Raw genomic sequence first — 12,001 nt, 5'->3', positions numbered from 1 at the left:
GATGGAACCGCTGCGCTTTCCGGAAAACGATCTGTTCAAGGGCTGGGGCGAGCCGATGCGCACCGAGGTCGCGATCGAGGGGCTGGAGATCATCCAGGGCGCGATCCCCGAAGGGCTTGAGGGAACGCTCTATCGCAACGGCGCCGACTGGCAATATCCCTCGAAGCGCAACGACGACATCTTCATCGACGGCGAGGGGATGATGCACATGTTCCGCTTCGAGGGCGGGCAGGTGAGCTATCGCAGCCGCTGGGTGGAGACGGCGCGCTACAAGAAGCAGAAGGAGGCCAAACGCCAGCTGTTCGGCCGCTATCGCAACCGCTTCACCAACGATCCCGAAGCGGGCGACACGCATATGGGCACCGCCAACACGACGGCGATGTTCCATGCCGGCCATCTCTATGCGTTGAAGGAGGACGACCACCCCTATGAGGTCGATCCCGACACGCTCGAGACAATCGGTCGCACCGATCTGAACGGCCAGATCACCTCGACCAGCTTCACCGCGCACCCCAAGGTCGATCCGATCACCAACGAGCTGCTCGCCTTTTCCTACCAGGCGCGTGGCGACGGATCGAAGGACATCGTCTTCTATCTGTTCGACGAGCATGGCGGAAAGAAGAACGAGATCTGGTTCGAAATGCCCTATGCGGCGTGCGTCCATGATTTCGCGATTACCGACGAATGGATCGTCTTTCCGTTCTTCCCGCTCATCCATGACGAGGAGCACGCCAATGCGGGCGGCACTTTCTATCGCTGGTGCCCCGATGAGGAAACGCATGTCGCGCTGGTGCCACGCTACGGCACGGCGGCCGACATCCGCTGGTTCAAAGGGCCGACGACGAGTGCCGGGCACATGCTCAACGCGCATCGTGACGGCAGCAAGATCCATCTCGACGTCGTGCTGTACGAAGGCAATTGCTTCCCCTTCTTCCCCACGCCAACGGGCGAGCATGTGCCGGGCGTACCGCCGTTCCTGACGCGCATGACGATGGACCTGACGCGCAACGACGGCGGATTCGACAAGCAACGGTTGCTTAACGTGCCGTGCGAGATGCCGCGTACCGACGATCGCTATCAGGGCCGGCCCTATCGGCACGGATACATGATCGCCGCGCGATCGGCCGACGGATCGAGCGGCACCGGCCATCTCGACCTCGCGACCGGCGCGTTCGAGAGCTGGTCGCCGGGGCCGGGCGACAGCGTGCAGGAATGCCAGTTCGTGCCGCGCACGCCCGACAGCGCCGAAGGCGATGGCTGGCTGCTGGTGCCGGTGGCGCGGGTGGCGCAGGGGCGCAGCGATCTCGTTGTGCTCGATGCGCTCGATCTCGCGGCGGGGCCGGTGGCGACGATCAAGCTGCCGGTGCGCGTGCGCTCGACCTTTCACGGTTGCTGGGTGCCCGCCGAGGCGCAGCGGACGGGCCGCTACGATTATGCGCTGAGCGCGGCGTAGTTGCAGGGGGCGTGCGCTTGATCTTTCACCGTTCGTGCTGGAGCTTGTCGAAGCACTGAGCTTTCCTGTGGCGGCGGGAAAGGACGGCACTTCGACAAGCTCAGTGCGAACGGTGGGAAGGGGCGCGCGAGAAAGCGGCTTAGCCGAAGGCCCAGCGCAGTGTGCGGGCGACGCCGGCGGTGCCGCCACGCACGATCGGCAATGCGAGCGCCGGCGTGCGGCGCCGGTGCATCGCGCGCGCCCAGTCGGGCAGCAGATCGACGGCGGCGGCGAAGGTCAGCTGCTGCACGGGCGCTGCCAGCGGCGTGCGGGCACGCTGGCCCAGCACGAGATCGGCGACTTCGCGCGTGCGCTCGTCGACCATCAGTTCGGGCCGCATCGCGCCGATAAGACGATCGGCTTCCGCACGGCTGCGCGGCACGGGATCGGCACCGAGCCGCTCGGCGATCGTCGCGAACTGATCGAAATATGCGTCCTGCTCCGCAGCGGTCAGCGGCGTCCGGCCGTACCGTTGCCACGCTGCCAGGAACATCGTCGCTTCGGTCACGTGTACCCAGGCGAGCAGCCGCGGATCGTCGGCGCGGTAGGGCGTGCCGTCGGGCAGCGTTCCGCCAACATGTGCGTGGATGGCCGATACGCGTGCGATCGCCCGCTCGGCATCGGCGCGCGCGCCATAGGTCGTGACGGCAATGAAGCGCGCGGTGCGGCGCAGGCGCCCGAGCATGTCGGTACGGAAATTGCTGTGATCCCAGACCCCTGCCAGCACCTTGGGATGCAGCATCTGGAGCAGCAGCGCCGCGACGCCGCCGGCCATCATCGAGGTTACGTCGCCGTGCACGCGCGCGATCGGGCTACCGGCGGGAAACAGCGCATCGGCGCTGCGCGGCACCGGCTTTTCTCCACGATCGATATCGTTGAACGTGGCGCGCACCTCGCGCACCAGCCGGGACTTTGCCTGACGGGCGAGAAGCGAGGGGAGCGATGGCATGGGCTGGAAATCGGGGCTGGGGCGGGGTTTGGCAATGGGGGGGCGCTGTCGTGCAATCTGACCCTGTTCGTCACCCCGGACTTGTTCCGGGGTCCACTGCGCACGCCAAACAACGGCTCATGGCTCTCGCGGTACGGTGGACCCCGGAACAAGTCCGGGGTGACGGAGAAGGAGAGGGCCGTCAGGGCAGCCCTGCCTTCAGCGCCTCGATCCATGGCCGTGCGGTGCCGTCCGACGGCGCGCGCCAGTCGCCGCGGGGCGACAATGCGCCGGCGGTCGAAATCTTCGGACCGTTGGGCATCGCGCTGCGCTTGAACTGGCTGGTGCGGAAGAAGCGGTCGAGGAACGTCTCGAGCCAGCGCGCGATCGTCGGCAGGTCGTAAGCGACGCGCGCATCGTCGGGCACGCCCGCCGGCCAGCGGCCCGCGCTCGCATCGTGCCAGGCGTGCCATGCGAGAAACGCGATCTTGGCGGGGTCCATGCCGAAGCGCACGACATGGTGGAGGAAGAAGTCGTGCAGCGCATAGGGGCCGATCCGATCCTCGGTCGACTGCATCCGCCCCTCGGCATCGGCGGGCACCAGTTCGGGCGAGATTTCGGTGGCGAGGATATCGCCCAGCACCGCGTTGGTCGCCTCGTCATATTGCAGCGTGCGGATCGTCCAGCGGATCAGATGCTGAATCAGCGTCTTGGGCACGCCGGCGTTGACGGCATAATGGCTCATCTGGTCGCCAACGCCATAAGTGCACCAGCCGAGCGCCAGTTCGGACAAATCCCCCGTGCCCACCACCAGTCCGCCGCGCTGGTTGGCGAGGCGGAACAGATAATCGGTCCGCAGTCCCGCCTGCACATTCTCGAACGTCACGTCGTACTGCGGCTCGCCCTCGGCGAAGGGATGTCCCATGTCGCCCAGCATCTGCCGCGCGGCGGGGCGGATATCGATTTCGGCGCCGGTGATGCCCAGCGCCCGCATCAACGCCCATGCGCTGGCCTTGGTGCGCTCGCCGGTGGCGAAGCCGGGCATGGTGAAGCCCAGAATGTCGGTGCGCGGTCGCCCAAGGCGATCGAACGCCTTGGCCGCTACGAGCAGCGCGTGCGTCGAATCGAGCCCACCCGAGATGCCGATCACCAGCCGTTCGGCGCCGCTCGCGGTCACGCGCTTGCGCAGACCCTCGACCTGGATGTTGAACGCCTCGTAGCAATCGGCATCGAGCGTCGCGGGCGCGTCGGGCACGAACGGGAAGCGCGCGACGCTGCGGCGCAGACCCGCATCGCCGAAATCGGTCTGATGCTCGAACGTCACGCGGCGGAAGCGCGTCTCGGGATGGCCGGCGGCAGCGCCGGCATCGTTGAAGCTGCCCATCCGCATCCGTTCGAGCCGCAAGCGTCCGACATCGACATCGGCGATCACAAGCTCGGCAGCGAGATCGAAGCGATCGGATTCGGCGAGCAGCGTGCCGGCTTCCCAGATCATCCCCTGGCCGTCCCAAGCGACCTCGTTGGTCGATTCGCCAGGGCCAGTGGCCGAATAGACATAGGCGCAGATCGCGCGCGACGACTGCGATTCGCACAGCATCGCCCGCTCGCGCGCCTTGCCGATGACGATGTTCGAGGCCGAGAGATTGCAGGCGATAAGCGCGCCGGCGAGCGCGCCTGCGGTCGAGGGCGGCGTGGCGGCCCAGAAATCCTCGCAAATCTCGGCATGGAACACGAAGTCGGGCAGGTCGCTGGCGGCGAACAGCAGATCGGCGCCGAAGGGCACCTGCTCGCCGGCGACCGTCGCGGTCAGCCCGGCAAGGCCGAGGCCCGAGGCGAACCAGCGCTTTTCGTAATATTCGCGATAATTGGGCAGGAAGCATTTGGGCACGATGCCGAGAATACGGCCGCGCGCGATGGCGATCGCGCAGTTATAGAGGCGTCCGTTCCGGCGCACCGGCGCGCCGACCAGCAGCACCGGGCGCAAATCGGTCGAAGCATCGGTGACTGTGGCGATGGCCTGCTCGGCGGCATCGAGCAGCGCGTCCTGCATGTGCAGATCGTCGATCGCATAGCCCGGCAGGTTGAGCTCGGGGAACACGACGAGATCGCAGCGCTCGGCATCGGCATGATGCGCGCAATCGATCGCGGCCTGCGCCGCAGCCGCCGGATCGCCGACAAACGCTGCGGGCGTCGCGGCAGCGACACGCACGAAACCGTGCGCGTGGTGTGACCAGAAACGATGGCTCATCGAAACCGCCAGATCGAAGTGCGAGCGTCGATCAATGTGACGGGATCGGCGGAAAGCGCATCGGGCATGGCGCTTCCTACGCGCGCTTCACCGGCTCGCCAAGGCGCTTGGCGTCACGCTTTCCCCGCGTAGATCAGTGCGCCTTCGCCCAGATGATCGAACACGCGCTGCAACTCGCTGTCGCCGACCGCGAAGCAGCCTTGGCTGCGGCCGAGCTTGCCGTGCTTCACCAGCATGTCCTTTTCGGCATACCAGGCGCCATGCACGACGATCGCGCGGGTGAAGGCGTTCGAATTGGTGGGATCGAGGCCGAGCAACCGTTGAGAACGACCGTGCTGGCCGACATAATAGTCGCTGGTGGCGAAGGCGCCCTCGCAGGTAGCCTCTGATCCGTCCTCGTTCGAGAAGCGCTGGAGAAAGCCGGTATGCCCGGGGTCCGAGCCCGAGCCGTGGCTCACCAGATGCCGCTGCACGCGTCCGCTGGTCACGTCGATGAGGTAGAGGCGCGAGCGGAACGAGGCGGGGGCGAAATCGATGATCGCGATACGGTCCTGCTGCGTGATCGCCTTGTTGCCTGCGCGGGCCGCCATCGCCCGCTCGAACAGCGGCTGCGCTACGCCCGAGGCGTGGGTGATGACCGGGCGGGGAGGCGGCGGGGCCATGACCGTCGCTTCGGCGGGCGGCGTGGGACGCGGCGGCGTGCGCCCCGCTGTCTGCACGCCTTTTGTCGACACGCAGCCCGGGACGACCGCCATCGCCGCCAGCCCCGCGCCGATGCGCAGGAATCGGCGGCGCGATGCCGCTTCGGTTAACATCGGGTTCACTATACGCTAGACCTCGTCTGACGGGAGTCGACAGGCGGGAGCTATAGCATATGTCGCGCAACGCATTCACGACGCCGATCATATCGTGTTGCGCTTCGTCGCCGCGTCGCAACGGCTGGGCGCGGGCAGTCGCCGCCGCGCTGTTACTCGCCGCGCCCGTATCGGCGCAGGCTGGCGATGCGCAGTCGGTTGAAGTTCGCGCCGCCTCGCTCAAGCCCGGCGAATTCGTCTGGCGCGACGACGTGTCGCGCGCGGGTCCCGTCGCAGTGGTCATCAGCCTGCCGGCGCAGATGGCCTATATCTATCGCGGCGGCGAGCTCCTGGGCGTATCGACGGTATCGACGGGCAAGGCGGGCAAGCGCACGCCCGTCGGCAGCTTCACCATCCTCCAGAAGAAGGTGTTCCACCGCTCGAACCTCTATTCGAATGCGCCGATGCCGTACATGCAGCGGCTGACCTGGACGGGTATCGCGATGCATGCGGGCGATCTGCCCGGCTATCCGGCATCACATGGCTGCATCCGCTTCCCCGCCGCCTTCGCCAAGAAGCTCTACGACCTGACCGACATGGGTGGCGAGGTGCGGGTGATCGACACCGCATTACCGGGCGCGACGCTGCCGGCGCCCAAGCCGGCGCTGCCGCCGGTGCTCGTTGCCGATGCAGGTCTGAAGGCCGCCACGCTGCGCGACGAACGCGTGACCGCGGCGGCCGTGACGAGTGCACCGTCCGTGCCGACAAAGGTCGCAACCCCTCCGATGGGCGCTGCCGTCGCTGCCATCGTCGCTTCGCCAAGGCCGGCCGCCCCGCCCGGACCGCGCATCGACCTTGCCGCCAATTCGATCACGTTCGCAGCCTATGACGCGGTCTTCGCCGCGGGCTATGGCGCGAAGGGCGCCAGGACGCGTCCCGACGCGGGACGGCGTTAACCAAGCATCGCACGCGACCCGATGGCTAACGGCGCGTTAACATCCGCATGATGCAACGCAGCCACTCCGCCGCCTCCGGGCATCCGTTCCGCCGCAGCGTGCTGCGTGGCCGCGTACGACCGCTGCGCGTGCGCGAGGAAGATGGCGACATGAAGCTGTTCGTGCTGAGCTTCACCGCGTTCTTCGTGTGCTTCTATACGCTGATCGCCTGAGCGCGCTTCAGTCGCAGGCGCGGTGCAGCTTGCGTGCGATCCACGCCGCGACGAGGCACATGCCCGATACCACCAGCAGCATGTCGGCGGGGCTGACACCGAGCGCAGTAAGCCCGATCACCGACAATGCCCCCACCGTCATCGCCCCGGCATTGACCACATTGTTCGCCGCGACGGTGCGCGCGGTCTGATCCTTGGTCACGGTAGTTGTCAGGAACGCGTAGAGCGGAACCACGAACATGCCGCCGGTGATCGCGATGGCCATCAACGTCGCGAGCACGACGAGCGCCTGCGGCATCGTGACGAAATCGACCATGCCATAGAGCAGCCCCGGCGCAGCCGGCCGCCACAACCGCGCCTCGACCGAAAAGGCAGCGACGAACACCGCCATCAGGATCACCGAGATGGGCGAATATTGCGCCGAGATGCGCGACTTGAGCATCGAATTGATGACCACCGAGCCGATCGCCACACCGACCGAGAAGATCGCGATCGTCAGGCTGGCGACACGCTCGTCGGCGGTGAGCACGTTCTTCACCAGCGGCGGGAAGATGACGATCAGCACCGAGCCGATCGTCCAGAAGAAGCTGATCGCGCAGATCGCTAGGAAAAGGCGCGGGATGTGCATCGTCGCCGATATGAGCCGCCACGATGCCGTGACGGGGTTCCAGTTGATCGCAAGCGGCGGCCCGAGCCGGGGTGCCGGCGGCACCTGGCGCCCGCTGAGATACCCTATCAGCGCTACCACGACCACCGTCGCCGCCGCGCCCTCGACGCTGATCCAGCCTGCCAGCACGGTGCCCATCAGGATCGACAGGTACGTGCCCGCCTCGACCAGTCCGGTGCCGCCCAGCACCTCGTCATCCTGCAGGTGCTGCGGCAGGATGGCGTATTTGATCGGCCCGAAAAAGGTCGAGTGCGTCCCCAGCATCAGTACCGCGGCGAGCATCATCGCGATGCCGATCGTCGCATAGCCGTGCCGCGCCAGTAGCAATCCGCTCGCGCCGAAGATCATGATCGCAATCTCGGCGGCCTTCACCAGCCGGATGATGCGCGCCTTGTCATAGGTATCTGCCAGCTGGCCCGAGAGCGCCGACAGGAGGAAGAAGGGGATGAGCGCCAGCCCCGTCGCCAGCGCATTGAAGTTCGATTCGACTGCGGGATCGTTGAACACCGTGTAGGTGGCGAACAGCACCATCGCGGTCTTGAACAGATTGTCGTTGAACGCGCCCAGAAACTGGGTGACGAACAACGGCAGGAAGCGGCGCTCCTTCAAAAGCCCAAGCGCATTGATCATACCGGGAATCGCCTGGTGGGATGGTTGGGTCGGAGACCGTGGGAACGCGCGCCACGGAGGGCCGCAACATGCGGAGGTGGCAGCGCCGTCATCGCCGCCCCGCCTTAGCCGAGGCGGCACGCGCCCTCAATCGATGAATCTTCCCCCCGGCCGCCCCATGCTGTTAGGGGGAGGTACGATGCTGACGCTTCCCAACATCCTGACGCTGTCGCGAATCTTCGCGGTGCCGCTGCTCGTCGCGCTGCTGTGGTGGCCTGGCTGGCAGCTCGGCTATCTGCTTGCCTTCGTGCTCTACTGCATCGTCGGCTTCACCGACTATCTCGATGGCTATCTCGCGCGCTCGCAGGGGACGGTGTCGCGGCTCGGCGTTTTCCTCGATCCGATCGCCGACAAGATCATGGTCGCGGCGGTGATCCTGATCCTCGTCGCCACGCGCGACATTGCCGGGCTGCACGTGATCGCCGCGCTGGTCATCCTGTTGCGCGAGATCATGGTATCGGGCTTGCGCGAGTTCCTCGGGGGGCTGCGCGTATCAGTGCCCGTCTCCAAGCTGGCGAAGTGGAAGACCGCGCTGCAACTGGTGGCGCTGGGAGCACTCATCCTCGCCGGAGCGACGCCCGGCTGGCCGTTCGTGCAGATCGTAGGGCTCGCTTGTCTATGGGGATCGGCGGTGCTGACGCTGGCGACGGGCTGGGATTATCTGCGCGTCGGTTTTCGGCACATGGACAGCTGATGGCGCTGACGATCCTCTATTTTGCCTGGGTACGCGAGCGCGTGGGACTTGCCGAGGAACGACTGACGCCGCCAGATGACATCGGCACGGTCGCGCAGCTCATCGGATGGCTCGCTCAGCGCAGCCCCGGCCATGCCGCCGCGTTCGGCGAGCCCGAACGGCTGCGCGCGGCGGTCGACCAGCAGTTCCGCCCGCTCGAAGCAACCATATCGGGGGCCAGCGAGGTTGCGATCTTCCCGCCGGTGACGGGCGGATGATCGACATTAGCGTTAATACTGCAGCAATCGACGTTGCGGCAGTCCACGCGCTGGTCGAGGGAAACGGCGCAGGCGCGGTAGCGACCTTCGTCGGCATCGTGCGCACCGACGACGGCGTGCGCGCGCTCACGCTCGAACATTATCCGGCGATGACCAAGGCCGCGCTGCACCACATCGCTGCCGATGCCACGCGCCGGTTCGGGCTGTCGGCGATCGCCATACACCACCGTGTCGGCACCATGCTGCCGGGCGAGCGCATCGTAATGGTGGCGGCGGCTGCGCCGCATCGCCACGATGCGCTGGCGGCGACGGCGCAGTGCATCGATCTGCTCAAGACCGAGGCGCCGTTCTGGAAGCGTGAGGAGCACGCTGCGGGTGCCCGCTGGGTCGAGGCGCGTGCGGGCGACGATGCAGCCGCCGCGAAATGGAGCGACGGCCGAGCCTGATCGCACGGTGCTAATGCAACAGCGCCGCCGGGTTGCCCCGACGGCGCCATCGATACGCTTACGCTTACGCGAACTTCGACCCGGTTCAGGTCAGCTTGGGCACGACCACGCCATTGACCACATGCACGACGCCGTTCGACTGCTCGAGGTCGGGCTTGGCCACATAGCTCTTGTTGCCGCTCGTATCGGTCAGCACGATCGCGGCACCTTCCTCGGCCACGGTCAGCGGGCTGCCCTCGACGGTGGTGAGCGTCGCGGTGCCGTTACCGGCGGCGATCTGCGCCTTGAGCTGCTCGAGCGTCACCTTGCCGGGCACGACATGGTAGGTGAGCACCTTGGCGAGCGTCGCCTTGTTCTCGGGCTTCAGCAGCGTGTCGAGCGTGCCCGGCGCGAGCCGCGTGAAAGCCTCGTTCTCCGGGGCGAACACTGTGAAGGGACCCGGGCCCGAGAGCGTGTCGGCAAGGTCGGCCGCCTGGACTGCGGTGACCAGCGTCGAGAGGCTGGGAGTGGCGACGGCGGTCTCAACGATCGTGTTGGTCGAGGTCGACGTGGCGGGCGTCGTGGTCGCCGTCTGCGTCGTCGCCGTCGCACCCGTCATGTTATGCTGCGAGTGGTCCATGGTCTGCGGCATGGCGGTCGGGGCAGCTGCGGGTGTGGTCTGCGCGATGGCGATGGACGACGTGGCCGCCAGCGCAGCGGCGGCAATAGCGTGGATACGAAGCATTGGTTTCTCCGATCGAAATGAATTGGGAATGTCGCGCTGATCTAGACGACATCGCCTGACATACGCCTGAACAGGGCGATTGGTTTCGTACCCGGTCTAAAAGCTGTAGTGCGTCGCCGACGATGCCGTTTGGTCGCCTCTTGTAACGCGGTTCAATTGGCGGGCGCCTGCGATCGCAGCAGGTCGGCCAGCAACCGGAAATCGCGCTCGCGGGGACTTGCGCGCCGCCATATCAACGCCACGCGGCGGTACGCGCGATCGGCCTCGACCGGGCGCGCGACGATCTGCGTGCCTTCGAGAATGCCGGCGTCGATCGCCATCTGCGGCAGCATCGTGCCGCCCAGCCCGTTCTCGACCATCTGCACGATCGTGTGGAGCGACGTGCCGAGCATCGCCGCGTGGCCGCGCAGTTCGGGCTGCGTGCAGAGTGCCAGCGCGTGATCCTTGAGGCAATGTCCGTCCTCGAGCAGCAGCAGCCGCGTCTCGTCGATATCCTCGGCCATCACCGGACCATGACCCGGCAGCGCCTGATCGCGCGGGAAGGCGACGAGCAGCCGGTCGCCGAACAGGATCTCGGCCTCGACGTCGCCGCACGCCCAGGGCAGCGCGAGCAGCACGCAATCGGTCCGTCCGTGGTTCAATCCCTCGCAGGCCTGCCCGCTCGGTTCCTCGCGCAGGAAGAGCTTGAGGTCGGGATAGGCGCTGCGCAACGCAGGCAGCACGCGCGGCAGCAGGAAGGGCGCGATCGTGGGGATAACGCTCATGCGCAGTTCGCCCGTCAACGGCCGCCCGGCCGAGCGTGCGATATCGCCGAGCTCGTCGGCCTCGCGCAGCACGCGGCGCGCCTTGGCCACGATCCGTTCGCCGAGCGGGGTGAAGCGCACGACGCGGCGCGTGCGCTCGACAAGCGTGACGCCGATCAGCGTCTCGAGCTCGCGCAGACCCGCCGACAGCGTCGATTGGGTGACGTGTGACGCTTCGGCGGCACGGCCGAAATGCCCTGCCTCGTGCAGTGCAACCAGATATTGCAGCTGTTTGAGCGTAGGAAGATAGACCGCCATCAACGCGCTGCTACGCCGTTGTGCGACCGATTTCCAGCGCCCGCACGGCTAACGCGTCAGCGCCTGATACACCGCGAAGCTGCTGGTGGCGGTCAGCACGATACCGACCATGACCAGCAGCGCGCGCGTCGGCACGCGCTTGGCGACGAGCGCGCCGAAGGGTGCGGCGATCACGCCGCCGATCAGCAGGCCGACCACCGCCTCGGAAAAGGCGGCAAAGCCGAGCGACAGCAGGAAGGTGATCGATATCGAGACGGTGAGGAAGAACTCGACCGAGTTGACCGTGCCGATCGTCGTGCGCGGCTGCGCGCCCTGGATCAGCAGGTTCGACGTCACCACCGGCCCCCAGCCGCCGCCGCCTGCGGCATCGAGAAAGCCGCCGGCAAGCCCCAGGGGCTCGATCACCTTGGGCTCGCGATCGCGTTTGGGCGGAAAGCGCAGGCCGCGTACCAGCAGATAAATGCCGATGGCGGCCAGATAGGTCATCACGAACGGGCGCGTCACGTCGGCATCGAGCGATGTGAGCAGATAGGCACCCGTCACGCCGCCGAACACGCCGGGTATCAGCAGCCGGAAGAACAGCCGCCAGTTGATGTTCCGGTGCAGCGCATGGCTGATGCCCGAAACACCGGTGGTGAAGCACTCGACAAGATGCACGCCCGCCGATGCCGTAGCGGGCGGCACGCCGAGCACGCTGACGAGCAGCGTGCTCGATATGACACCGAACGCCATGCCCAGCGCGCCGTCAACGATCTGCGCGGCGAGCCCCACGGCGATATAGGGCAACAAGTCGGAGAACTCGAAGGGCAGCATGCTCGTCCTTCCGGCGATCGGTGCGCCGGTCTGCGCGATC

13 protein-coding genes are annotated in these 12,001 nt (G+C 66.7%); 6 read left to right on the top strand and 7 right to left on the bottom strand.

Annotation, left to right across the window (positions count from 1 at the left end):
• Position 1 precedes the first annotated feature (1 nt).
• The gene (locus tag FBR43_RS07595) at positions 2-1,453 is read left to right on the top strand and encodes a carotenoid oxygenase family protein (RefSeq protein ID WP_169542538.1); all 1,452 of its coding nucleotides are present in this window, start codon (positions 2-4) and stop codon (positions 1,451-1,453) included.
• 139 nt (positions 1,454-1,592) lie between these two features.
• Here FBR43_RS07595 and FBR43_RS07590 read toward each other — a convergent pair whose 3' ends face one another.
• The 3 genes from FBR43_RS07590 to FBR43_RS07580 all read right to left on the bottom strand — a co-directional run bounded on the left by FBR43_RS07590 (position 1,593) and on the right by FBR43_RS07580 (position 5,483).
• The gene (locus tag FBR43_RS07590) at positions 1,593-2,441 is read right to left on the bottom strand and encodes an oxygenase MpaB family protein (RefSeq protein ID WP_136942589.1); all 849 of its coding nucleotides are present in this window, start codon (positions 2,439-2,441) and stop codon (positions 1,593-1,595) included.
• 181 nt (positions 2,442-2,622) lie between these two features.
• On the bottom strand, positions 2,623-4,668 hold the full coding sequence (locus tag FBR43_RS07585; RefSeq protein ID WP_136942588.1) for an NAD(+) synthase: 2,046 nt from the start codon (positions 4,666-4,668) through the stop codon (positions 2,623-2,625).
• A 113-nt stretch (positions 4,669-4,781) separates the two neighbouring features.
• Positions 4,782-5,483 carry a murein L,D-transpeptidase catalytic domain family protein gene (locus FBR43_RS07580; protein WP_136942587.1) on the bottom strand — a complete coding sequence of 234 codons (702 nt, stop codon included), beginning with the start codon at positions 5,481-5,483 and terminating at the stop codon, positions 4,782-4,784.
• 59 nt (positions 5,484-5,542) lie between these two features.
• On the opposite strand from FBR43_RS07580, the gene FBR43_RS07575 reads away from it, so the two are divergent.
• Positions 5,543-6,418, top strand: a complete 876-nt coding sequence (locus FBR43_RS07575; protein WP_136942586.1) for a L,D-transpeptidase family protein — start codon at positions 5,543-5,545, stop codon at positions 6,416-6,418.
• Positions 6,419-6,465: 47 nt separating this feature from the next.
• Positions 6,466-6,630, top strand: a complete 165-nt coding sequence (locus tag FBR43_RS16140) for a hypothetical protein (protein ID WP_212611972.1) — start codon at positions 6,466-6,468, stop codon at positions 6,628-6,630.
• A 7-nt stretch (positions 6,631-6,637) separates the two neighbouring features.
• Here FBR43_RS16140 and FBR43_RS07570 read toward each other — a convergent pair whose 3' ends face one another.
• Positions 6,638-7,927: an MFS transporter gene (locus FBR43_RS07570; RefSeq protein ID WP_136942585.1), complete on the bottom strand. Its 1,290-nt coding sequence runs from the start codon at positions 7,925-7,927 to the stop codon at positions 6,638-6,640.
• A 178-nt stretch (positions 7,928-8,105) separates the two neighbouring features.
• Here FBR43_RS07570 and pgsA point away from each other — a divergent pair, with 178 nt between their 5' ends.
• Genes pgsA through FBR43_RS07555 form a run of 3 tightly spaced genes read left to right on the top strand, consistent with a single transcriptional unit; the run spans position 8,106 to position 9,363 of the window.
• Positions 8,106-8,660 carry a CDP-diacylglycerol--glycerol-3-phosphate 3-phosphatidyltransferase gene (gene pgsA / locus FBR43_RS07565; protein WP_136942584.1) on the top strand — a complete coding sequence of 185 codons (555 nt, stop codon included), beginning with the start codon at positions 8,106-8,108 and terminating at the stop codon, positions 8,658-8,660.
• On the top strand, positions 8,660-8,917 hold the full coding sequence (gene moaD / locus FBR43_RS07560) for a molybdopterin converting factor subunit 1 (RefSeq protein ID WP_136942583.1): 258 nt from the start codon (positions 8,660-8,662) through the stop codon (positions 8,915-8,917). Before pgsA ends, moaD begins: the two co-directional genes overlap by 1 nt.
• Entirely contained in the window at positions 8,914-9,363 is a 450-nt protein-coding gene (locus FBR43_RS07555) for a molybdenum cofactor biosynthesis protein MoaE (protein ID WP_136942582.1), read from the top strand. Before moaD ends, FBR43_RS07555 begins: the two co-directional genes overlap by 4 nt.
• Positions 9,364-9,448: 85 nt before the next feature.
• Here the strand turns inward: FBR43_RS07555 and FBR43_RS07550 are convergent, their stop codons facing one another.
• The 3 genes from FBR43_RS07550 to FBR43_RS07540 form a co-directional block, all read right to left on the bottom strand.
• Positions 9,449-9,994 (bottom strand): fasciclin domain-containing protein, encoded by a 546-nt coding sequence (locus FBR43_RS07550; RefSeq protein ID WP_249276496.1) that lies wholly within the window; start codon positions 9,992-9,994, stop codon positions 9,449-9,451.
• A 245-nt stretch (positions 9,995-10,239) separates the two neighbouring features.
• Positions 10,240-11,148, bottom strand: coding sequence for a hydrogen peroxide-inducible genes activator (locus tag FBR43_RS07545; protein ID WP_136942580.1), 909 nt, complete (start codon positions 11,146-11,148; stop codon positions 10,240-10,242).
• 48 nt (positions 11,149-11,196) lie between these two features.
• Positions 11,197-11,961: a sulfite exporter TauE/SafE family protein gene (locus FBR43_RS07540; RefSeq protein WP_136944085.1), complete on the bottom strand. Its 765-nt coding sequence runs from the start codon at positions 11,959-11,961 to the stop codon at positions 11,197-11,199.
• Positions 11,962-12,001: the final 40 nt, after the last annotated feature.

Source organism: Sphingomonas baiyangensis (assembly GCF_005144715.1).
GTDB lineage: Bacteria > Pseudomonadota > Alphaproteobacteria > Sphingomonadales > Sphingomonadaceae > Sphingomonas > Sphingomonas baiyangensis.
Note: the sequence above shows the minus strand (reverse complement) of the source record. Positions and strands in the feature narration are given on the sequence as shown.

What these genes read in the sequence shown, in the direction of transcription:
- FBR43_RS07595 (WP_169542538.1), top strand. Translation starts at nt 2, where the DNA reads ATGGAACCGCTGCGCTTTCCGGAAAACGATCTGTTCAAGGGCTGGGGC.
- FBR43_RS07590 (WP_136942589.1), bottom strand. Translation starts at nt 2,441, where the DNA reads ATGCCATCGCTCCCCTCGCTTCTCGCCCGTCAGGCAAAGTCCCGGCTG.
- FBR43_RS07585 (WP_136942588.1), bottom strand. Translation starts at nt 4,668, where the DNA reads ATGAGCCATCGTTTCTGGTCACACCACGCGCACGGTTTCGTGCGTGTC.
- FBR43_RS07580 (WP_136942587.1), bottom strand. Translation starts at nt 5,483, where the DNA reads ATGTTAACCGAAGCGGCATCGCGCCGCCGATTCCTGCGCATCGGCGCG.
- FBR43_RS07575 (WP_136942586.1), top strand. Translation starts at nt 5,543, where the DNA reads ATGTCGCGCAACGCATTCACGACGCCGATCATATCGTGTTGCGCTTCG.
- FBR43_RS16140 (WP_212611972.1), top strand. Translation starts at nt 6,466, where the DNA reads ATGATGCAACGCAGCCACTCCGCCGCCTCCGGGCATCCGTTCCGCCGC.
- FBR43_RS07570 (WP_136942585.1), bottom strand. Translation starts at nt 7,927, where the DNA reads ATGATCAATGCGCTTGGGCTTTTGAAGGAGCGCCGCTTCCTGCCGTTG.
- pgsA (WP_136942584.1), top strand. Translation starts at nt 8,106, where the DNA reads ATGCTGACGCTTCCCAACATCCTGACGCTGTCGCGAATCTTCGCGGTG.
- moaD (WP_136942583.1), top strand. Translation starts at nt 8,660, where the DNA reads ATGGCGCTGACGATCCTCTATTTTGCCTGGGTACGCGAGCGCGTGGGA.
- FBR43_RS07555 (WP_136942582.1), top strand. Translation starts at nt 8,914, where the DNA reads ATGATCGACATTAGCGTTAATACTGCAGCAATCGACGTTGCGGCAGTC.
- FBR43_RS07550 (WP_249276496.1), bottom strand. Translation starts at nt 9,994, where the DNA reads ATGCCGCAGACCATGGACCACTCGCAGCATAACATGACGGGTGCGACG.
- FBR43_RS07545 (WP_136942580.1), bottom strand. Translation starts at nt 11,148, where the DNA reads ATGGCGGTCTATCTTCCTACGCTCAAACAGCTGCAATATCTGGTTGCA.
- FBR43_RS07540 (WP_136944085.1), bottom strand. Translation starts at nt 11,961, where the DNA reads ATGCTGCCCTTCGAGTTCTCCGACTTGTTGCCCTATATCGCCGTGGGG.